Genomic DNA, 18,628 nt, shown 5'->3' with positions numbered 1-18,628 from the left:
GGAACCGTCACGATGGCCGACGACAAGCCTGAAGACGCTGGATTGGCGCCCGACGAGGGTCGTGCAAGGCGCACCCCGCCCACCATCGATCTTGAGGCGACGGAAGTCTCGACCCAGCCGCAGCAGGTCGCGGGCGAGCCCGAGGCGCCCGAGCAGGCCGCGCAGGAGCAGGCCGGGTTCGAAGAACCGGGATCGGAAGAGATCAAGGCCGAGCCTCGGTCCGAGTCTGCAGAGGAGCAGGTTTCCGCAGCGGCCGCACCCGTGTCGGCGCCGATTTCCCCCTGGGTCGTTGCGCCATTCTCCGGCGCCGCCGCAGCGGCGGTCGTGATCGCGGTCGGCTGGATGCTGGGCTGGCCCGCGGTGCAGGCGCCGCCTGCCGCGCCGCAGGTCACCAGTGCGTCCGTCGATGCGCTGAGCGCACGCATAGCCGGGGTTGAAGCCAAGGCCGGCAAGCCCGCAGCCGATCCGGCCACGGCGGCGCGGATTGACGCGCTGGAGAAATCCGCAAGCAGCCTGCGCAGCGACATGGCCAGTCTGCGTGCGCAGTCCGACAGGACCGCGAACGCCCTCAACGACGTGAAAGCGGGGTCGCCTGCCGCAGCGCCTGATCTTACCGCTGTCTTCGACCGGATCGCCCAGCTCGAGCGCGCCAGCAAGACGGAGCGCGCCGAGCTCGCGCAGCAGGGCGAGAAGATCGCCGCCGCCATGACGGTGGACGACAAGCCGCTGCGCAACGTGGTGGCGGCGGCCCTGCTCGATGTCGCCGTTCGCCACGGCGATCCCTATCAATCGCAATTGACTGCGGCGCGATCGCTTGCGGCCAAGCCCGACATGCTGAAGCCGCTCGACGCGTTTGCATCGTCCGGCATTCCGACGCCGGTCGCATTGAGTCGCGAGCTCCTCAACATCGTGCCGAAGCTGTCGCCGCCGGCGGAAGCTCCGGCGAGCGACGCGGGCATCGTCGAGCGTCTCCAGGCGGGAGCGTCGAAACTCGTTCGCATCGAGCGCACCGACAGGGTCGGCAACGATCGCGGCGCCATCGTTGCGCGCGTGACGGCGGCTGCGCTCCGCAACGATTTCGCGGAAGCGCGGCGTGAACTGAAGACCCTTCCCGAGGCTGATCGCGCCCCGGCGCAGGCCTGGCTCGACAAGACCGATGCTCGCGAAGCCGCGCTCGCTGCCTCCCGCAAATTCGCCGACGATGCCATGGCGGATCTCGCCAAATCCGATCCTGCAAAGTCCGATCCTGCAAAGTCTGATCCGGTCAAGCCTCTTCAGTAAACGGTCGCGCAACAATCGGCGCGTATAGGGATCGCCATGCTTCGCATCGTCCTCTTTCTCGTCCTGATCGCGCTCGCGGCGGCCGGCGCGGCCTGGGTTGCCGATCAGCCCGGCGATCTCGTGCTGACCGCGGGTGGTTTCCGAATCTCGACGACGCTTCCCAGGTTCGTGTTCCTGCTTGGCCTGTTTGCCGCGGCCGTCGTGCTGGTCTGGAGCATTCTCACGATGATCTGGCGCACGCCGGGCCGCCTGCGTCGCCGTCGCCACGAAAAACGCCAGGCCCGCGGCCGCCACGCCATCACCCACGGCCTGCTCGCGATCGGTCATGGCGATCCCGCGCTCGCCCGCCGTCACGCCGACGCGGCGCGGCGGCATGCGCCGAACGATCCGCTCGCGCTGCTGCTGCACGCGCAGTCGGCCCAGCTCGAAGGCAATCGCGACGAGGCGCAGCGCGTCTTCCGCGTCATGGCCGAGCGCGAGGATACGCGGCTGCTCGGCCTGCGCGGCCTGTTCATCGAGGCGCAGCGCGCCGACGATGCGGTCGGCGCGGTGATGATCGCGGAGGAAGCGATCAGGCTGTCGCCGTCCTCGACCTGGGCTTCGCATGCGGTGCTCGGCTTCCGTTGCGCGCGCGGCGACTGGAGCGGCGCACTGGCGATCCTCGACTCGAATCTGCGCGCGGGGCAGATCGACAAGCAGACCTATCGCCGGCAGCGCGGCGTCCTGCTCACCGCGCGCGCGCTGGAACTGGAAACGATGGACCGCGACGTCGCGCGCGAGAGTGCGATGGAAGCGGTCAAGCTCGCACCGACCCTGGTGCCGGCGGCGGTGCTCGCGGCGAAGTTCGAGAGCGAGGCGCATCAGGTGCGCCGTGCCATGAAGCTGGTGGAGGCCGCCTGGCTCGCCAATCCGCATCCCGATCTCGCGGATGCCTATGCGCATGTGAAGCTCGGCGACACGGCCTGGCATCGCTTGCAGCGGGTCGAGACTCTCGCCGCGAAAGCGCCAGCCGACAAGCCCGGTCATTTCGAAGGCCAGCTCGCGATCGCTCGCGCTGCGATCGACGCCTCCGAGTTCGCCCGTGCGCGCGAGGTGCTCGCGCCTTATCTCAAGGATCCGACCCAGCGCGTCGCGCTGCTGATGGCCGAGCTCGAGCGCACCGAGCATGGCGACGGCGGCCGCGCCCGCGCCTGGACCTTGCGCGCGGTGCGCGCGCGCCTCGATCCCGCCTGGACGGCGGACGGCTATGTCAGCGACCGCTGGCGTCCGGTCTCCCCGGTCACCGGCCGCCTCGATGCGTTCCAGTGGCAGACGCCGGTCGCGAGCCTGCCCTCGGACAGGGGCGCGATGATCGAATCCTCGGCCTTCGAGGAAGCCATGCTGGCCGCTCCGCCGCCGAAGCGGGTGGCGGCACCCGCAAGCGAGATCCCGGTGGAACCGGCAGTGGCGGCTGCGGCCCCGACACCGGCCGCCCAGGACAACTCGCCCCCTGAGGTCAAGGAAGCCTCGAAGGAAACCTCGAAGGAAACCCTGGCGGAATCTGCAAAGGACGCTGCTTTGGAGGTCCCGGAGGAAAAGCCGGTGGTCACGCCCTCCGAGCTGGCTGAACCGGCCCCGGCGCCCGCCGAATCGTCGCCTCCGGCGGCAACGCCGGTCTTCCGAACCCGGACCGATCTCGGCAAGCCGGTCTCGGCACCGATCCAGGCCGTCATCCCGATCGTCCGCGCACCTGACGATCCCGGGATCGACGACGACGGCCCGAGCGATGAATTTACGGAACAAATCGGCACGCCGAAGGCCCAGGCCGGCGGTTGGCGCGGATTCTGGTCCCGCTGGGGCGCGTGAGGCACATTTCGCCTCCCGCTTGTCCTTGCCAATTCGGGCCGTGCCCGATATCAGGAGCGCGCGTATCGGGGCCGGTATCGTCCGGGCTCCGGCAGGGTTCGCCGCAATAGCTCAGTCGGTAGAGCACGTCATTCGTAATGACGGGGTCGGGGGTTCGAATCCCTCTTGCGGCACCAGCCTCCAATCCTCCGACTTAGCGGCTTGAAGCGCCGCCATTGGATGCTCGAACGCATTGGAAATCTCGTCGATCCTGAGATTTCGATTTTCTACGGCGTGCTAAATTTAGCGCTTTCCGCTCGACCGATAACGCACATGATCGATCAGGGCGCGCAGCTTCGGCGGAAGATTCCGCCGGTCCGGGAAGTAGAGGAAGAAGCCGCGGAAGAACGGACAATAGTTCTCCAGCACGGGCACCAGCTCTCCTCGTTCGATATAGGGGCGAAAGGTGTCTTCCATGCCGAACGTCAGGCCGCCTCCCGCACACGCGGTCCGCACCATGACCCACATGTCGTTCGTCGTGATCCTCGGCTCCACCGCGACGTCAAACTCGCGTCCGTCCTCGGCAAATTCCCAACGATAGGGAGCCACATGCGGCGCCGGCCGCCAGCCGATGCAGCAATGCTGCGGAAGTTCGCGCGGATGAGAGGGGGTGCCAAAGCGCTCCAGATAGGCCGGCGCGGCCACGACAAGCTGGCGCTGCTCGCCTGAGACCGGGACGGCTACCATGTCCTGCTCGATCACCTCGCCGAGCCGAACGCCGGCGTCGTACCCTTCAGCGACGATGTCGAATTCCTCATCGGTCACCGTCACGTCGACCTGCACGCCGGGATTGGCCTGGGTGAAATCGGCAAGCAACGGGCCGCAAATGAATCGCTCGGCGATCGATGAAACAGCGAGACGCAGCTGCCCGGTCGGCTGCGCGTCACGGTCGCGGGCGCCATTGATCGCCTGTTCGACTTCGGCGAGCGCCGGCGCCACGCGCTGGTGCAAGCGCAGACCGGCTTCGGTGAGGCTGACGCTGCGCGTCGTTCGCTGGACGAGAGCCACGCCGATCCGATCTTCCATGCGTCGGACGGACTGGCTCACGGCGGATCGCGTCACGCCGAGCCGCTCGGCGGCGCCACGGAAGCTCTTCGCTTCCGCGACCGCGATGAAAACGGCGACGAGATTGAGGTCGGTGATCATTGGTTAGCTGAGCTTACCACCCTGGTCATCATTGGCCAACTTGTCTCACCTTTCGCTGAGAGCTACCTCCCGGCCATCCGATGGAGGCAATGATGACAGCACTTGATCAATACCGCCTGCTTGGCCGCTCCGGTTTGCGCGTCTCGCCGCTCGCATTGGGCACGATGACCTTCGGAACCGACTGGGGATGGGGAGCCGATGCCGGCGAGGCCCGGCGGATCTTCGACCTGTATGTCGATCGCGGCGGCAATTTCATCGATACGGCGGTGAACTACACCAACGGCGCTTCCGAGCGCCTCGTCGGCCAGTTCGCCCGGGACAAGCGCGACCGTCTCGTGCTTGCGACCAAATTCACCATGGCGCGCGATCCCGGCAATCCCAATTCGGGCGGTAACCACCGCCTCAACATGATGCGATCGGTGGAGCAGAGCCTGCGGCAGCTCGATACCGACCGCATCGACCTGCTCTATCTCCACGGCTGGGATGCGACGACGCAGCCCGATGAAGTGATGCGCGGCCTCGACGATCTCGTGCGCAGCGGGAAAGTCCAGTACGTCGGCATTTGCAACACACCGGCCTGGCGCATCTCACAGCTGCAGACGATTGCAGACCTGCGCGGCTGGTCGCCCTTCGTTGCCCTGCAGATCGAATACAGTCTGATCGAGCGCACCGTTGAACACGAGCTTATTCCGTTGGCAGCCGCCCTCGGCCTCGGTGTGCTGCCGTGGTCGCCCCTCGGCGGCGGCGTGCTCACCGGCAAGTACACACGGGCCGACGTCAGGGATTCCCAGGCACGAGCGGTCGGAACGACACGGGCCTCGGTCATCGCCTCGTCCGGCCACCTCAACGAGCGATCCTTGGAAGCCGCCGAAGCCGTGCGATCCATCGCCGCCGAGCTCGGCGCGACGTCGTCGCAGGTGGCACTTGCGTGGACGCTGGCGAATCCTGCGGTCACCTCGCCGGTGATCGGGGCGCGCACGCTGGACCAGGCGCAAGACAATTTCGGCGCAGTCGGAATGTCGCTTTCTCCTGACCAGATGGCGCGACTCGACCAGGCCACCGCGCCGGATCCGATCTTTCCAGGCCGATTCTTGCGCCGGCCGATGGTCGAGCAACTCATCTTTGGCGGCTCGACCATCGCACGGCGCGGATAGATCGAGAGCAACATGTCGGCGATGGTTCGGCCGACACGTGTGCATCACTTCGGGGCAGGACGGCATTTTGCACCAGAAAGGGAGACACCAATGGCAGCCATGCTCAATCGCGCACTCGCGTGGTGCGTCTACGCCGTCATTTTCACGGCATCCAGCCTGACAACGGCAGCGCCCTGCGGACAGGCCAACTCAGTGCAGGACGACAACAAGCGAATCGTCGTCGATGCGTTCGACCGCTGGGCGGCGGGTGGAACCAGCTTCTTCAATGACCTGCTGCACGACGACGTGGTGTGGCGCATCAAGGGATCCGGCCCAAGCGCCGGCGAATTCCGAGGGCGCGATGTGTTCCTGGATCGAGCGGTCCGCCCGTTCGCGAACCGGTTGTCGACACCCGTCCGTCCGACGGCCGTGAGGATCTTTGCCGATGACGACCACGTGATCGCGCATTGGGAAGGCAGCGGCGTGGCAGGCGACGGCAAGCCTTACGCGAACAGCTATTCGTGGATCATGCGCATGCAGGACGGCAAGGCGGCGGAGGTGACGGCCTATCTCGATCTCGCACCCTATGACGACATCCTGCGGCGCATTCCCCCGTCCGCGCAATAGCGCTGGCGCGCGAGCCGACTCGATCGGCATGCGGCCGCCAGCTTCGGGTCGAAATTATCGCATTGTGGACGCGCTCGGGACCGACCGATTGCAGACGCGCGAGGCCCGGCGCGTGTCCGATTCAGGTCGCCGCGTAAGTCATTGATCTTGCAGCGGTCGCCTACTGTGCATGGGGTTGTTTTCGACGTTATTGTTATCTGAAGCGTTATCTGGCCCGGCAAAGCCCTCATTCCCCCCGCCTTGAACCCACTCCCCGCACGATCCGACCTAGCAAGGTCCCGCCATCCGGCGAGACCCAGTGATCCCCAACCATGTTCGACAAATCTTACCGGCAGCGCCTCGAAGCCGATCTTGCGCGATGGGAGGCCGATGGCGTGATCGCGCCGGCGGCGGCGGCCTCCATCCGCCATGCGCTGCCGCCACTGCCCGCGGGCATCAACATCGCCGTGGTCGTCGCCATCGTCGGCGGCCTGCTGATCGCGGCCGCGTTCCTCGCCTTCGTCGCCGCGCACTGGACGGAGATCGCGCGGCTGCTGCGGTTCGCGATCCTGCTCGCCGGCATGGTCGTCACCGGCGGTCTCGGCGCGTGGTTCGCTGCGAAGGGCCGCAATGTTCTCGCCGATCTCTGCGCCAGCATCGGAGCGATCATCTTCGGTGCGGGTATAGCGCTGGTTGGCCAGATGTATCATCTCGGCGAGGATTTTGCCGGCGGCATGCTGCTGTGGTCGATCGGCGCATTTGCCGCGGCAGGGCTGACCGGCTCGCGCGGTGCGCTCGCGGTCGGGCTTGTCGCCGCCAGCATCTGGACCTGCATGCGGACCTATGATGCACCCGACGTCCTGCATCTTCCGTTCGTGGCGGTCTGGCTGGTCGCAGCCAGCCTCGCCTTCGCCTGGAATTCGCGCGCGGCGGCTCATCTCGTCGCGCTCGCAGTGCTGCCGTGGTGGATCGCGACGTCGCTGCGCTTCGAACTCGACGGAGCCCAGCCGTCATTCGTGCTCGCGAACGGTGCGGCCCTGCTGTTCGGCGCCGGGCTCGCGATCGCCGCGGCACCCTCGCCGAGGGCGCTCCGCCTCGGAACGGTCGTGTCGATTTACGGAGCGTTGTCGCTGGCCGGCGTCGCCGTCCTGGAAGTGACGACCGTCGACGACATCATCCGCCTCCGGACCGCCACGGTGCCCGCCCAACCCTTGTGGGCGATCCTGTGCGGTGCTGCCGGCGTGATCCTTGCTCTCGTGTCGGCCGGGATCACCAGGCGCATCGGTGAAGTCCTGGCGGGATGCGCGATCGCCCTCGTGCTGATCGCCGCGCCGCTCTGGCCGGCATCTGCGGCCGGCGAGCCATGGTTCTCCTATGCCGCGCTGCTCTGCGCCATGCTGTGCCTGGTCGTTTCCGGCATGCTCGACGAGGTGCGCCCGCGCATCATTGCCGGCTGGCTCGGCATCGCGGGCGTGATCGCCGGCATCACCTGGGCCGTGAAGGGCTCGCTGCTGCGCCGCTCGGTCTTCCTTGCGGCGGCCGGGATCATCGCCATCGCATTCGCGACCGCGCTCAACCGCCTGATGCCGAGGGCCGCGCGATGATCGAGCTGGCCACATCCGCCGCAAAACTCTGGCAACGCATTCCGAAAGCCGTGCTGTTCGGCGTCGCCGTCCTGCTGCAATGCGCGCTGCTGGTCCTGATGGTCGCCGATCGCATGCAGATCCTGCGGGAAGGCACCGAGGTGACGTTGCAGACGCAGCCGGTCGATCCCCGCGATCTCCTGCGCGGCGACTATGTCGTGCTCCGCTACGACATCTCGCAAGTGCCGGCGGGGGCGCTCGCCGGCAAGCTGGCCGACGCGCGCCACCCTGATGTGTTCGTCAAGCTCGCGCCCAATGCCGACGGCCTTTACCAAGCGGTCTCGGTGCATGCGGAGCCCGTCACGGTCACGGCGCCCGAGGTGCTGATCCGCGGCCGCGTCGGAAATTACGGCGGGTCCTGCGGCGCAGACCGGCGCCGCTTCTGCGACAAGCTACCGATCAAATATGGCCTCGAAAGCTATTTCGTGCCCGAAGGCGAGGGCCGAAAGCTCGAGGATGCCCGCAACCAGCAGAAGCTGCGGATCGTCGCCGCCGTGCTGCCGTCAGGCCGGGCTGCCATCAAGCGTCTGTTGCTCGATGGCGAGCCCGTCTACGAAGAGCCGTTATACTGAAGCGCGATGAGATCAGGATGGGTCGTCATCGCGCCTCGGGTTGTTGTTTGAGCATGGTCTTTTCGGAACACCGCTGCACACTTTTCCGGATCATGCTTTAGATGTCTGTCGTTCGCCCGCCTTCAACGCCCGTCGCAGCACGTCCCAGACCCGCGCATCGCTCATATGCGCCACGTTGAAGCGCATGAAGTCCGGCGCCGACTGCGACACGCTGAACACGTTGCCCGGCGCCAGCACGACATCCTCATCCAGCGCGGCGCGCGCAACGGCAGTGGCATCCTGTCCGCCCGCGAGGCGGCACCACAGGAAGAAGCCGCCGCGCGGCATCAGCCAGGGTTCGATGCCCAGCGCCTGAAGCTTTCGCGCGACGTCGCGACGCGAGCGCGTGAGCTTATGCCTGAGCTCGTCCATGTGCTTGCGATAGCTGCCGCCCGCCAGGACCTTTGCGATGATCTCAGTGGCGACCGGGCTCGGCCCGCCGAAGCTGGTCGCGACCTGGACGTCGACGAGATGCTCGATCCAGTCGGCGCGGGCCGCGATGTAGCCGCAGCGCACCGATGCCGACAGCGTCTTGGAGAAGCTGCCGATGCGGATCACGCGGGTGAGGCCGTCGAGCGCGGCCAGGCGCGGCGAACGCTCCGGCTCGAAGTCGCCGAAGATGTCGTCCTCGATGATGGTGAGGTCGTGCGCTGCGGCCGCGGTCAAGAGCCGGTGCGCGGTGGCAAGAGACAGCGTCGCACCCGTCGGATTATGTAGTGCTGAATTGGTGATGTAGAGCCGCGGCCGTTCGCTGCCCAGGATCTGCTCGAACCGCGCGACGTCCGGGCCCGACGGCGTGGTGGGCACGCCGACGATCCTCGCCTGATGTGCCCGCAGCAGCGCACGGAAATTGAAGTAGCAGGGGTCGTCGACCAGCACGGTGTCGCCGGGTCGGAGCAGGAAGCGGCAGGCGAGGTCGGTGGCCTGCGTGCCCGAGCCCGTCAGCATGAGCTGGTCGACTGACGCTTCAACTGCATCTTCAGCCAGCCGCGTGATCAGCAGCCGGCGCAGCGCCAGTGCGCCGCGCGTGCTGCCATAGTCGGTCAGCAGGCTCTCGTCGGCGCGCGCCAGCGCACGGATGGCCCGCCGCAAGCCGGCCTCCGGCATCCAGTCTGTCGGCAACCAGCCGCAACCCGGCTTGAGCACGGCTGCATCGGCGTCGAGCGACTGCCGCGACACCCAGAACGGATCGACCTCCCGGTCGCGCCGCGGCTCGACCTCCGCCAGCGCGAGCGGCGGCGTTGCCGTCGGAGAGACATAGAAGCCCGAGCCGCGGCGCGCGCGGATCAGGCCTTCGGCCGCGAGCCGGTCATAGGCCTCGACCACCGTCGAGGGCGAAACGTCCATCGTTGCGGCAAGGCTGCGGATCGAGGGCAGGCGGTCGCCTGCGCTGAGCGCGCGGCCCGCGACCTTGGCGCGGACCGCGCTCATGACGTCAGCGGTCCGCGTGCCGTTGCGGCCCCTCATGCGTGCATCAGCGCCCAATGTGTACGGCTTCCATACCAATACAGTTTCCTTGTATTGTATGGGATTGTCGCTGGATTTGCCATGGTCGAAGGAGATAGATGGCCGCGCCAGGGAATGAGTTGACATGCAATCTGCAGGCAGCGGCTGGGGCAACGGGCTTCTCGGCGTCATCATCTTCAGCGGCTCGCTGCCGGCGACGCGGGTTGCGGTCGGCGGCTTCTCGGCGCTGTTCCTGACGTCGGCGCGCGCCGTCATCGCGGCGCTGATCGCTGCGGCCGTGATCGGCCTGCTCCGGCAGAGCCGGCCGCAGCGGGAGGATCTCGCGTCCCTCACCATCGTCGCCATCGGCGTCGTGATCGGCTTTCCCCTGCTGACCGCGCTCGCGCTCCAGCACATCACCTCGGCGCATTCGATCGTCTTCATCGGCCTGCTGCCGCTGTCGACCGCGATCTTCGCCGTGCTGCGCGGCGGCGAGCGGCCGAAACCTCTGTTCTGGCTGTTCGCCGTTCTCGGCAGCGCCACGGTGGCGGGCTTTGCGCTCTCCGGCGACGGTTCGGCCTCGCTCGCAGGCGACCTCTTGATGGTGGCCGCGATCGTGCTGTGCGGCCTCGGTTATGCCGAAGGCGCCGCGTTGTCGCGCCGGCTCGGCGGCTGGCAGGTGATCTCCTGGGCGCTGCTGCTCGCGCTGCCGCTGATGGCGGCGCTCGCAATCCTGACGTGGCCGTCCGCCTGGATCGGGATTAGCGTGCCCGCCTGGATCGGGCTCGCCTACGTCTCGGTCTTCAGCATGTTCGTCGGCTTCATCTTCTGGTACCGCGGGCTCGCCACCGGCGGCATTGCCCGTGTCGGCCAGTTGCAGCAGCTCCAGCCATTCTTCGGTCTCGCGCTCGCAGGTCTGCTGCTGCACGAGCCGGTCGCCTGGAGCATGATTGCCGCGACCGCGCTCGTGGTGGTCTGCGTCTTCTTCGCGCGCCGGTTTGCGTGAGGCCCGTGCCTCACGCCTGCCCCATCACCGTCCGGGTCAGCGCGCTCCTTGCGAACTTCTTCAGCGGCATCGGCTTGCCGAACAGGAAGCCCTGCACGAGGTCGAAGCCGACCTCGTTCGCCGCGACGAGGTCGGCGCGGCTTTCGACTCCTTGCGCCACGGCGCGCGCGCCGAAACCCTGCGCCAGCTCCACGATGTGACGGCACACCGTGCGCTTCAGCCGATCGCCGCCGCTGCCGGTGACGAATTGCCGGTCGGCCTTCAGCTTGACGAAGGGAATCCTGTCCAGCCCCATCAGCGACGGCCAGTTGGCGCCGAGATTGTCGATCGACAGGCCGATATTGTGCAGGCCGATCTCGCGCGCGACCTCCGTCAGGAGATCGAGCTCGCGGATCGCCTCCTCGCTGTCGATCTCGACCGTCAGCCCGCCGAAGGCAGGATGCGTCGGCACGCGCCGGCAGAGGTCGCGCACCGCCTGCGGCTCGCTCAGATAGGCGGCGGGAAGATTGATCGACAGATCGACCGGGCTTTGCTGCTCCAGGAGATAGTGCCAGTCCTGCACGGCGCGATCGATCACGAATTCCGACAGGCCGCGAAAATGCGGATCGTGCGGCTCCGGGATGAAATAGGCTGGCGGCACCACGCCCCAGGTCGGATGCCGCATCCGCACCAGCGCCTCGGCGCCGCAGCGGGTCAGGGTGCGCGCGTCGATCTTGGGCTGGTACCAGAGTTCGAGCCAGCCTGCGTGCAGGGCCTCGCCGACATGCACGGCCGGGCTGGGCGCCGGCTCGTCCGGCAGCAGCATCGCAACCCGCTCGCGCAGCGTCTCCGCGGCAAAGGGCGTGGTGAGCGGCGGCAGCATCGCGAGGCCATATTCCTCGCCGACCTGCCGCACGGCTTTGACGATGATCGAATCGCGGGCGCCGACGGCGAGGACCCTGCCGCCGAATGCCTCGCGCACCAATATTTCCAGGAATCTGCCCGGCTCGATGCCGTCGGCGGCAACGCCGAGCAGGATCAGGTCCGGCAATTCGGCGGCGAGCACGGTCTGCAGCTCGTCCGCGCTGGCGCATTCGCAGGTGACGAAGCCGAGATCCTCGAGAATTTCGCTGAGGAAGGCGCGCAGGTGACGTTTGCTGTCGGCCACGCAGGCGCGCGGCGTCACCTTCCGTCGTCCGAAGGTCACAGGCCTTCGTCCGACGAGTTCAATCATCCCATCGTTCATCGTACACCACTCCCGTTCCGTGACGGTTTCTTAAACGGCGAGCGTGGGTCCAAATAAGGAGAGCTTCAGATCGTTCTTGAATTATCTGAGTAACGTTAAGCCCTGCAATTCGAGCTAATTTGTCGACATTACTCTCGAGAGGAATTCGGTACCCAGGAGCGCGCGCGGCGACGCGTTTGCTTGCGAGGATCGTGGTCAAATTCGCTTCGCGCGATGCGCGAATGTCTTGTTTTCGCTCGCGACGGATATGCGACAACATGCGCGGGCGCCACGCCGCGAATGTGAAGTGCATCACACGCGCGTTGCGGAACCTGCGTTAGTGCTCCGCGGAGCCGGTGGTGGGCTGTCGAAGGACTCCAGCAATGACGACGCGGCGTATGATGTATTGGTGGTTCAGGTTCGTGCTGTCAGGGCGGTTTCTCGACCGCTTCCTGAGCGTGCCCCGCGCGCCGCATTGAGACATGATCCGCAAAGGTGCGCAGCAATCGTCCGGAAAGATCACGCCTGATCCGCAACCCTGAACCGCGATGACGAATCACCCCAATCGCATCGCGCTTTAGTGCGCCGGGTTCTGCCCGATCAATTTGCGGAACGCCGCCGCACCGTCCTGCATCGCGTCGCGTCCCTTCCAGGCCAGGTAAGTCAGCTTGCCGCCGAGCGTGTCATGGCTGCGCAGCCGCCGCGATCCGAGAATGTGGCCGACATTGGCGGGGAAGCGGCTCACCTCGGCGGATACCAACGCCGCAATCGCGTCCATCAATTGCTGGAGACGGACGCCCCAGTCGCAATGTTCGATGCCGTCGATGCGGACCTTGAGCGCATATTCGGTGTCGTAGATTTCGGCGAGCAGGTCGCGGGCGACCAGCACCCGGTTGTTCCGGAGCGCGACCCGAAGCGCGAGGCGCTTGTCGTCGAGCCGGTCGAGCACCATGGGGACGACGCAGGCATAGGGCGTGGCGGCAACGTCCGCGGCGGACTTGCTCGCAGCGGGCTTGGTGGCGAGCCGCATCAATTGCCAGGAGGTCTTCAGGCGCCGCGCCACCAGCGCCAGCGCGAAGTGCAGTGCCTGCGGATGGGCCTTCTTGAAGGCGTCGAGCTGCGCGGTGATCTGCACGACCTGACCGTCGTCGAACTTCGCGATTGTCCCGGGCAGTTTCTCGTTGAACTTCGGCAGCGCATCGCCTGCGCGCAGGACGAGAAGCATCTTCAAGACGTCGTCGAAGGCGGTGCGCGAGGCCGTGTATTGCGCGAGCTTGGCTCGCGCAGATTCAGTGCTCTCGGACGAGGTAACGGTGTTCTCGAGGACCTTGACGACCTTGGTCTGGAAGGTCGACGCGATCTTCTGCACTTCCTTCGGGTTGTTGGCCGCGACCTGGTCGGTGATCGCCTTGATGTAGTCGCGCGCCATGGTCGGCAGCAGGTCGCGGCAGATCCATTCCCAGATCGGGGTGAGGGTGTTGCGCGAGATCCGCCCCATGTTGGCGTGCTCGGGCGCGCCGTCGATCAGGAACAGCTCGAGCGGCGCGAAGAAATAGCGCGACGGGTTGGTGGCGCGCGCCTGAGTCGATCCGTCCTTGCGGAACTCGGCGCGCAAGCGGGACTGGATGGCGGCTGAACCCGGCATGTCGATGCCGCACAGTTCCAGCCGTTCGAGCTCGCTGAGCAGACAGCTGCGCGACAGCGGCGTGAGCCTCTGCAGGAATTCCGACAGCCGATCGATCTCGTCCATTGCACGCAATCTTTCGCAGCGTGTCCCGCGGGCTTGCGGGCCCCATGCGTGGAGGCATTTGCGCGCTCTCAACCGCCCTAGAGAAGCAAGTGGCCGTTAATTAATCCGTAAAACCCCAAGGGGTCGGATCTCGGCGGAGGGCGGTGGCCAGGGCGTTTTCCGCCTCTCCGCCCAATATCTTGGCGGAAAGCTCAACCCCTGCGTGGTCGAATACGAGGCCACGCAAGCACAAATTGTGCCTAAGTCGCCATTTTAGCGCAAAACGGCCTAAATCACCGTAGTCTTACGGAGCAAAAAGTTAACCACAGACCGGCCCGGGTTCCGCTACACCAACCGCATGGAGTCACAGAACGATACGGCCACCGATTCGCGGCCGTCGGAATGGCACGAAGGCGCCGCTCCTTCAGCTGAAGAGCCCGATATCCGCCTGAGCGCCATCCGTGCCAAGGCGGCCGACGAAATGGCCGCTGCCATCGCCCGCGAGCTCAACGGCCCCCTGACTGCGCTCCTGCTCTACATGGGCGAGATCAAGCATCACAGCGACCAGCTAGCGCCCGCTACCGGCGATCGTGCCTATTTGCAGCGGGTGGTGGAGAACGCGCTGGCACAGACCGAGCGCGTTTGCGGACTGGTCAAGCAGCTTGCCGGCCCTCACAAGGGCAGCTTACCGATACCGTCCAGCACCGAGGAGGCAGAATCGAAGGCTGCCCGCGCACAGCAGGCCCAGCGCGTGCCGAGCGCCGAACTCCTCGGGCCGTCGGGCCAGAAGCGGCTGACCAAGCGCGAGCGCGAGGTGCTGAGGCTGATCAGCGAAGGCTATTCGAACAAGCAGGGCGCACTTCGCATGCAGATCAGTCCGCGCACCTTCGAGAGCCATCGCGCCGAGGCGATGCGCAAGCTCGGGGCGCGCAACACCGCGGACCTCGTCCGAGCGGCGCTGCTGCATTCGATCGACTGAGGCAGGCGGATTGCGTCGTCAGGCGGGTGCGGCGAGGCGCTGGACGTCTCTGGAGAAGCTTGGAAGCCTGTCGCGCTCAGAAATAATCTTCAGTGAACGGACGTGCGCGCGAGGCGGGACGCAGCGGCTTGATCTCGTCCTTCGGCGCGTTCGGAATGATCGTGATGGTCCAGCGGGGGGGCATGCTCGACTCCTGCTCCAGCACCGAACGTACGAAGCCGGTCACGATCGTCTCGCCAGTCTTCACCGTCGCCATCCGGCCGTTGAACTGTGCGATGCGGAAGCGACGAACCTCCTTCTGGTCTGCGGTTTCGTAGGTGAACATGAAAACCCTCCTGGTTTTCCGGGACTATCGCCAGCTATGATTAGCCATCCGTGAAAATCCCAAACCGTAGAAGTACGGCGGGCTTGGCGCAGCCTGTGGCGGAGCGTTTTCGAGTGAAGTGATACCGGTTCGCGCAGGCAAAGCGCGCCAACGCGGGCGTGCGAATTCCGTCTCGTGCTCTAGACCTGCGGCTCCTGCGCGCGTGCGGCGGCGTAGGCGGCCTCCATCAGGCCCAGGAGCGCGCGGAATTCGTCGTCGCCGAGACCATCCACGGTCTTCTCCAGCCGCAGCGCCAGCGCTGCGAGCCTGACATAGCCGAACGTTCCGGCCGCGCTCTTCAACGAATGCGCCTCGCGCGCGATCCTGGCGTGGTGCTGAGCAAGCGAGAGCGTGCGGAACAGCTGCAGACGCGCGCAGGTCTCGGTCCAGAACACACCGCGTACCTCCAAGGCGCCGTCCTCGCCGATCTCGCGCACCAGCGCCTCGTAGGCGCGCGGCTCGCGCGCGGGTTCGGCATCGAGCGCCTTCGCAGGCGCGATGGTTGCATCAAACATGGCCTTTCCTGACCTGATCAGGGTTCGCTGTCGCGCGGTACGTGGCGGTGCGACGCCTGCCTCGGGTCTACGCCATTCGAATTTCAGTTCCGGTAGCAGGACGGCCGGTGTTTGCAGGCCGGCATTAGCCGGTGGTTTACCAGTCGACCGCGGCGTTCAGTGCACGCCCAACAGCCGGTCGTACTGCGCCTTCACGGTGGCGTAGCATTCGCACGCCGTCTGGCGCAGGCCGTCCAGGTTGATGATCTGGATGTGTCCGCGGCTGTAATGGATGAAGTTGGCCTGCTGCAAGGAGTTGGCGACGAGCGACACGCTGTTGCGCCGCGCTCCGATCATCCGTGCCATGGTCTCCTGGGTCAGCAGCAGCCGGGGTTCGCACGACAGATCATGAGTGTGCAACAGGCACCGCGACAGCCGCGACTCCACCGGATGAGCGGCGTTGCAGCCCGCGGTCTGCTGCACCTGGGCGAAGATCGCCAGCCCGTGGCGCGTGAGCAGCGTGCGCAGGGTGCTGCTCTGGTCGGCGGCGATCCGCAGCCGATCCAGATCCACCACCGAGGCGACGCCGGGAACCAGCACAATGGCGGTGTTCAATGCACACGCATCGCCCATGATCGAGAGCGTTCCGAGCAGGCTATCGCGGCCGATCATGGCGACTTGCACATGCTCGCCCTTGGCCAGAGCCACGACCAGCGAGATGACGCCGCGGTGGAGAAAATAGGCACGCTCGAGTGTCTCGCCGGTCTCGACCAGCACCGCATCATGGGGCAGGTCGACCGTTCGCAGGTGCGGTCGGATCAATTCATAGTCGTCTGCCGACAGTGCGGACAGAAAACCGTTGGATGGACGCACCATCGTTTCCAAAGCTGCCTCTCCCCTTCCTGCAACTTCAAATCGCGAGGCGAAACCAAGGTCCTGCGTGGGTCAATTTTCATCATGTTCATGCCGGGATATATTGGCAATTGGGACAAGTTGTCCGACTGTGCCGGTTGATCCTGCGACGCTGCCTGCGCGCTGGCGCGCAGGGACTGTGCCGTGCTCCAGCCACGGCACGGCTCCCATCAAGTGCAGGTGGTAGGCCTTCACCCCCGAACAGCAGCCGCAGGACATCGTCATCGACGCCCGCAGATCGACGATATCGATTTGGCTGCGGCTGCACGGAATGATGCCGGCCCGCTGGAGCGCATGTGCGACCGCCGAAACGGCACTCCGTCGCGTCAATAGTTGCGGCATCTGATTGGGGCTGGGCACCGCTCGTGGTCATGCAGGTCAATCCGGCGGGTTCGATGGACGATCGGCGCGGTGCTCGTCGTCATTCAGTTGCACTGCGTTCGGACAATATCCCAAAGGTTGTCTTGCCGTCCATATACCCGTTAGGGCAGACAGGTTGTCTCGTTCGCGGGGGAATCGAGTGAGGCGCGCTGACTCCCTGGTGGGCGAAGCAGCGCCACGCAAGAAACACATAGGAAAAGACGGCAATGTGGCCCCATGAGCCGGAAAGCGTTGCACCCGCGCAGGCCGTCGGGCGCAAGGCGGCCCGCGCAGCCTCGTCCGTTTCCGCAGACGACGTTCGGCGCATGTCTCCATCGAAAGCAAAGGGGAAGGCGTGATGACGGTCGAATCGCCAAATCGCCGAAACGGGAAGCCTGAATGGGGCCACAAGATCTGCGCCACATCCTAGTCGTTGACGACGACACCGGTGCTGTGCGTGGCCATCGAGGCTTGTCTCCAGCGCAACAATTTCGGGCGACGATCGCCGAGGGAGGTGAAGCGCGCATTGCGGACCCCCGAACACGAACGTTCGATCTGATGATCGTCGACATCTTCATGCCGCATATGCGCGGATTCGAATCGATGCGGATTTTCCACGAGCGGGCGCCGGTCATTCCGCTGATCGCGATGTCTGGCCACGCTTCGCAGATCTGGATTCGCCAGCACCGATTCTCTCCGGATGGCACGGGAGCTCGGCGCCACGCGTTGCCTGCGCAAGGCGTTTACGTCGCACGCGCTGCTCGCCGTCATCAGCGATTGCCTGGCAGAGCATCGCCCCGAGGGCGACATCGCCGCGGCCGTCGGGCTCGGTTAGCGCGGCAGGCGCCGCTATGGCCGGGGCGTAATCGTTCGTTTACCTCACGCGTGGACCACGCAGACCGCGGCACAGCCCAAAACGCAGCGCGCGGGAGCGCCGCCGGTCGCGGCGGCCGGAGCCAACGCCATGCGGGCCGCCTCTATCGTTCTTCACGAGCTGGAGTTTCCCGCGCGCCTCGCCCTGCCGTTATCGGCCCGTTTACCTCGCACGTCTCCTCCGTTGCGAGGCGGAGCCGGATTGCCGAAAAGCGCTGCATCACGCCGTCAAACCGCAAACTTCTCTTCAATATCCGTAGTAGCACGGAGGATGAAATTAACGGGACTGTGAAAGGGGATGTCTAACGATCCACGATCAGGACGTCCGTGCGTGCCGACGGTGGCTCAGGCGTCGAGTTCAGGTCCAGGTCAGTAAGGCGTAGCTCATGGATGATCTGTTGCGGGAGTTTTTGACGGAGACCAGCGAGAGCCTGGACACCGTGGACAATCAGCTGGTGAAGTTCGAGCAGGAGCCGAACAACGCCAAGATCCTGGATAACATTTTCCGCCTGGTTCACACCATCAAGGGCACCTGCGGGTTCCTGGGGCTGCCGCGGCTCGAAGCGCTGGCGCATGCCGGCGAGACGCTGATGAGCAAATTCCGCGACGGCATGCCGGTGACGGCGGACGCAGTGTCGCTGATTCTGGCTTCGATCGACCGGATCAAGGAGATCCTGGCCGGTCTCGAGGCGACCGAAGCCGAGCCCGAGGGCAACGACCGCGATCTCATCGACCAGCTGGAAGCGATGGTCGAGCGAGGCATGGCGGCTATGGCCGCTGCAGCCGCTGCTCCGGTTGCGGAAGCGCCGCCGCTTGTGCCGGAAGCGCCGGCCGCTGCGCCTGCGCCGGCACAGGATATGACCACGGGCACGCTGATCGATCAGACGCTGGAGCGCCCGTTGCGTCCGGGCGAAGTCTCGCTCGACGAGCTCGAGCGCGCCTTCCGCGAGACCGCGA

The 18,628-nt window shown here is 66.0% G+C and carries 17 protein-coding genes, 1 tRNA gene and 1 pseudogene; 12 read left to right on the top strand and 7 right to left on the bottom strand.

Going from position 1 to position 18,628, the window contains the following annotated elements:
• The first annotated feature begins 12 nt into the window (after positions 1-12).
• The 3 genes from ACYCVF_RS16780 (at position 13) to ACYCVF_RS16770 (ending at position 3,302) form a co-directional block, all read left to right on the top strand.
• Complete coding sequence (locus ACYCVF_RS16780; RefSeq protein ID WP_459598069.1) at positions 13-1,281, top strand: COG4223 family protein; 1,269 nt, start codon at positions 13-15, stop codon at positions 1,279-1,281.
• Positions 1,282-1,317: 36 nt separating this feature from the next.
• The gene (locus ACYCVF_RS16775) at positions 1,318-3,126 is read left to right on the top strand and encodes a heme biosynthesis HemY N-terminal domain-containing protein (RefSeq protein ID WP_459598067.1); all 1,809 of its coding nucleotides are present in this window, start codon (positions 1,318-1,320) and stop codon (positions 3,124-3,126) included.
• A gap of 100 nt (positions 3,127-3,226) precedes the next feature.
• Positions 3,227-3,302 (top strand) — tRNA-Thr (locus ACYCVF_RS16770).
• A gap of 106 nt (positions 3,303-3,408) precedes the next feature.
• On the opposite strand, the gene ACYCVF_RS16765 is transcribed toward ACYCVF_RS16770, so the two are convergent.
• Positions 3,409-4,311 carry a LysR family transcriptional regulator gene (locus tag ACYCVF_RS16765; RefSeq protein ID WP_459598065.1) on the bottom strand — a complete coding sequence of 301 codons (903 nt, stop codon included), beginning with the start codon at positions 4,309-4,311 and terminating at the stop codon, positions 3,409-3,411.
• Between the two features lie 92 nt (positions 4,312-4,403).
• Here ACYCVF_RS16765 and ACYCVF_RS16760 point away from each other — a divergent pair, with 92 nt between their 5' ends.
• From ACYCVF_RS16760 to ACYCVF_RS16745, 4 genes are all read left to right on the top strand, one after another.
• The gene (locus tag ACYCVF_RS16760) at positions 4,404-5,465 is read left to right on the top strand and encodes an aldo/keto reductase (protein ID WP_459598063.1); all 1,062 of its coding nucleotides are present in this window, start codon (positions 4,404-4,406) and stop codon (positions 5,463-5,465) included.
• A gap of 90 nt (positions 5,466-5,555) precedes the next feature.
• Complete coding sequence (locus ACYCVF_RS16755; protein ID WP_459598061.1) at positions 5,556-6,071, top strand: nuclear transport factor 2 family protein; 516 nt, start codon at positions 5,556-5,558, stop codon at positions 6,069-6,071.
• A gap of 311 nt (positions 6,072-6,382) precedes the next feature.
• Positions 6,383-7,654 (top strand): DUF2157 domain-containing protein, encoded by a 1,272-nt coding sequence (locus tag ACYCVF_RS16750; protein ID WP_459598059.1) that lies wholly within the window; start codon positions 6,383-6,385, stop codon positions 7,652-7,654.
• Complete coding sequence (locus ACYCVF_RS16745; protein WP_459598057.1) at positions 7,651-8,265, top strand: GDYXXLXY domain-containing protein; 615 nt, start codon at positions 7,651-7,653, stop codon at positions 8,263-8,265. Before ACYCVF_RS16750 ends, ACYCVF_RS16745 begins: the two co-directional genes overlap by 4 nt.
• Before the next feature lie 90 nt (positions 8,266-8,355).
• On the opposite strand, the gene ACYCVF_RS16740 is transcribed toward ACYCVF_RS16745, so the two are convergent.
• The gene (locus ACYCVF_RS16740; RefSeq protein WP_459598055.1) at positions 8,356-9,771 is read right to left on the bottom strand and encodes an aminotransferase-like domain-containing protein; all 1,416 of its coding nucleotides are present in this window, start codon (positions 9,769-9,771) and stop codon (positions 8,356-8,358) included.
• Between the two features lie 124 nt (positions 9,772-9,895).
• Here ACYCVF_RS16740 and ACYCVF_RS16735 point away from each other — a divergent pair, with 124 nt between their 5' ends.
• Positions 9,896-10,756 carry a DMT family transporter gene (locus tag ACYCVF_RS16735; RefSeq protein WP_459598053.1) on the top strand — a complete coding sequence of 287 codons (861 nt, stop codon included), beginning with the start codon at positions 9,896-9,898 and terminating at the stop codon, positions 10,754-10,756.
• Positions 10,757-10,766: 10 nt separating this feature from the next.
• Here ACYCVF_RS16735 and ACYCVF_RS16730 read toward each other — a convergent pair whose 3' ends face one another.
• Both ACYCVF_RS16730 and ACYCVF_RS16725 read right to left on the bottom strand, forming a co-directional pair.
• On the bottom strand, positions 10,767-11,981 hold the full coding sequence (locus ACYCVF_RS16730) for an EAL domain-containing protein (RefSeq protein ID WP_459598051.1): 1,215 nt from the start codon (positions 11,979-11,981) through the stop codon (positions 10,767-10,769).
• 556 nt (positions 11,982-12,537) lie between these two features.
• A complete protein-coding gene (locus tag ACYCVF_RS16725; RefSeq protein ID WP_459598049.1) occupies positions 12,538-13,710 on the bottom strand; it encodes a hypothetical protein in 1,173 nt (390 codons plus the stop codon).
• Between the two features lie 337 nt (positions 13,711-14,047).
• On the opposite strand from ACYCVF_RS16725, the gene ACYCVF_RS16720 reads away from it, so the two are divergent.
• Entirely contained in the window at positions 14,048-14,668 is a 621-nt protein-coding gene (locus tag ACYCVF_RS16720) for a LuxR C-terminal-related transcriptional regulator (RefSeq protein WP_459598047.1), read from the top strand.
• 76 nt (positions 14,669-14,744) lie between these two features.
• Here the strand turns inward: ACYCVF_RS16720 and ACYCVF_RS16715 are convergent, their stop codons facing one another.
• The 3 genes from ACYCVF_RS16715 to ACYCVF_RS16705 all read right to left on the bottom strand — a co-directional run bounded on the left by ACYCVF_RS16715 (position 14,745) and on the right by ACYCVF_RS16705 (position 16,402).
• Positions 14,745-14,993, bottom strand: a complete 249-nt coding sequence (locus ACYCVF_RS16715) for a hypothetical protein (RefSeq protein WP_459598045.1) — start codon at positions 14,991-14,993, stop codon at positions 14,745-14,747.
• A gap of 179 nt (positions 14,994-15,172) precedes the next feature.
• Complete coding sequence (locus tag ACYCVF_RS16710) at positions 15,173-15,547, bottom strand: Hpt domain-containing protein (protein WP_459598043.1); 375 nt, start codon at positions 15,545-15,547, stop codon at positions 15,173-15,175.
• A 156-nt stretch (positions 15,548-15,703) separates the two neighbouring features.
• Positions 15,704-16,402 (bottom strand): Crp/Fnr family transcriptional regulator, encoded by a 699-nt coding sequence (locus ACYCVF_RS16705; RefSeq protein ID WP_459599636.1) that lies wholly within the window; start codon positions 16,400-16,402, stop codon positions 15,704-15,706.
• A 795-nt stretch (positions 16,403-17,197) separates the two neighbouring features.
• Here ACYCVF_RS16705 and ACYCVF_RS16700 point away from each other — a divergent pair.
• The 3 genes and pseudogenes from ACYCVF_RS16700 to ACYCVF_RS16690 form a co-directional block, all read left to right on the top strand.
• Positions 17,198-17,407, top strand: a pseudogene (locus tag ACYCVF_RS16700) (response regulator); the annotation flags it as partial.
• Between the two features lie 91 nt (positions 17,408-17,498).
• Positions 17,499-17,633, top strand: a complete 135-nt coding sequence (locus tag ACYCVF_RS16695) for a hypothetical protein (protein ID WP_459599722.1) — start codon at positions 17,499-17,501, stop codon at positions 17,631-17,633.
• Positions 17,634-18,057: 424 nt separating this feature from the next.
• The coding region (locus ACYCVF_RS16690) for an Hpt domain-containing protein (protein ID WP_459598041.1) at positions 18,058-18,628 on the top strand (571 nt) is incomplete at its 3' end.

The sequence above is a fragment of the Bradyrhizobium cedriense genome (assembly GCF_054602315.1).
This window is presented reverse-complemented; position numbering and strand designations above follow the sequence as displayed.

Bases quoted from the DNA above. Each gene is read 5' to 3' on its own strand.
- ACYCVF_RS16740 (WP_459598055.1), bottom strand. From the start codon at position 9,771: ATGAGGGGCCGCAACGGCACGCGGACCGCTGACGTCATGAGCGCGGTC.
- ACYCVF_RS16715 (WP_459598045.1), bottom strand. From the start codon at position 14,993: ATGTTCACCTACGAAACCGCAGACCAGAAGGAGGTTCGTCGCTTCCGC.
- ACYCVF_RS16735 (WP_459598053.1), top strand. From the start codon at position 9,896: ATGCAATCTGCAGGCAGCGGCTGGGGCAACGGGCTTCTCGGCGTCATC.
- ACYCVF_RS16720 (WP_459598047.1), top strand. From the start codon at position 14,048: ATGGAGTCACAGAACGATACGGCCACCGATTCGCGGCCGTCGGAATGG.
- ACYCVF_RS16710 (WP_459598043.1), bottom strand. From the start codon at position 15,547: ATGTTTGATGCAACCATCGCGCCTGCGAAGGCGCTCGATGCCGAACCC.
- ACYCVF_RS16705 (WP_459599636.1), bottom strand. From the start codon at position 16,402: ATGGTGCGTCCATCCAACGGTTTTCTGTCCGCACTGTCGGCAGACGAC.
- ACYCVF_RS16775 (WP_459598067.1), top strand. From the start codon at position 1,318: ATGCTTCGCATCGTCCTCTTTCTCGTCCTGATCGCGCTCGCGGCGGCC.
- ACYCVF_RS16695 (WP_459599722.1), top strand. From the start codon at position 17,499: ATGGCACGGGAGCTCGGCGCCACGCGTTGCCTGCGCAAGGCGTTTACG.
- ACYCVF_RS16760 (WP_459598063.1), top strand. From the start codon at position 4,404: ATGACAGCACTTGATCAATACCGCCTGCTTGGCCGCTCCGGTTTGCGC.
- ACYCVF_RS16730 (WP_459598051.1), bottom strand. From the start codon at position 11,981: ATGAACGATGGGATGATTGAACTCGTCGGACGAAGGCCTGTGACCTTC.
- ACYCVF_RS16745 (WP_459598057.1), top strand. From the start codon at position 7,651: ATGATCGAGCTGGCCACATCCGCCGCAAAACTCTGGCAACGCATTCCG.
- ACYCVF_RS16780 (WP_459598069.1), top strand. From the start codon at position 13: ATGGCCGACGACAAGCCTGAAGACGCTGGATTGGCGCCCGACGAGGGT.
- ACYCVF_RS16750 (WP_459598059.1), top strand. From the start codon at position 6,383: ATGTTCGACAAATCTTACCGGCAGCGCCTCGAAGCCGATCTTGCGCGA.
- ACYCVF_RS16725 (WP_459598049.1), bottom strand. From the start codon at position 13,710: ATGGACGAGATCGATCGGCTGTCGGAATTCCTGCAGAGGCTCACGCCG.
- ACYCVF_RS16755 (WP_459598061.1), top strand. From the start codon at position 5,556: ATGGCAGCCATGCTCAATCGCGCACTCGCGTGGTGCGTCTACGCCGTC.
- ACYCVF_RS16765 (WP_459598065.1), bottom strand. From the start codon at position 4,311: ATGATCACCGACCTCAATCTCGTCGCCGTTTTCATCGCGGTCGCGGAA.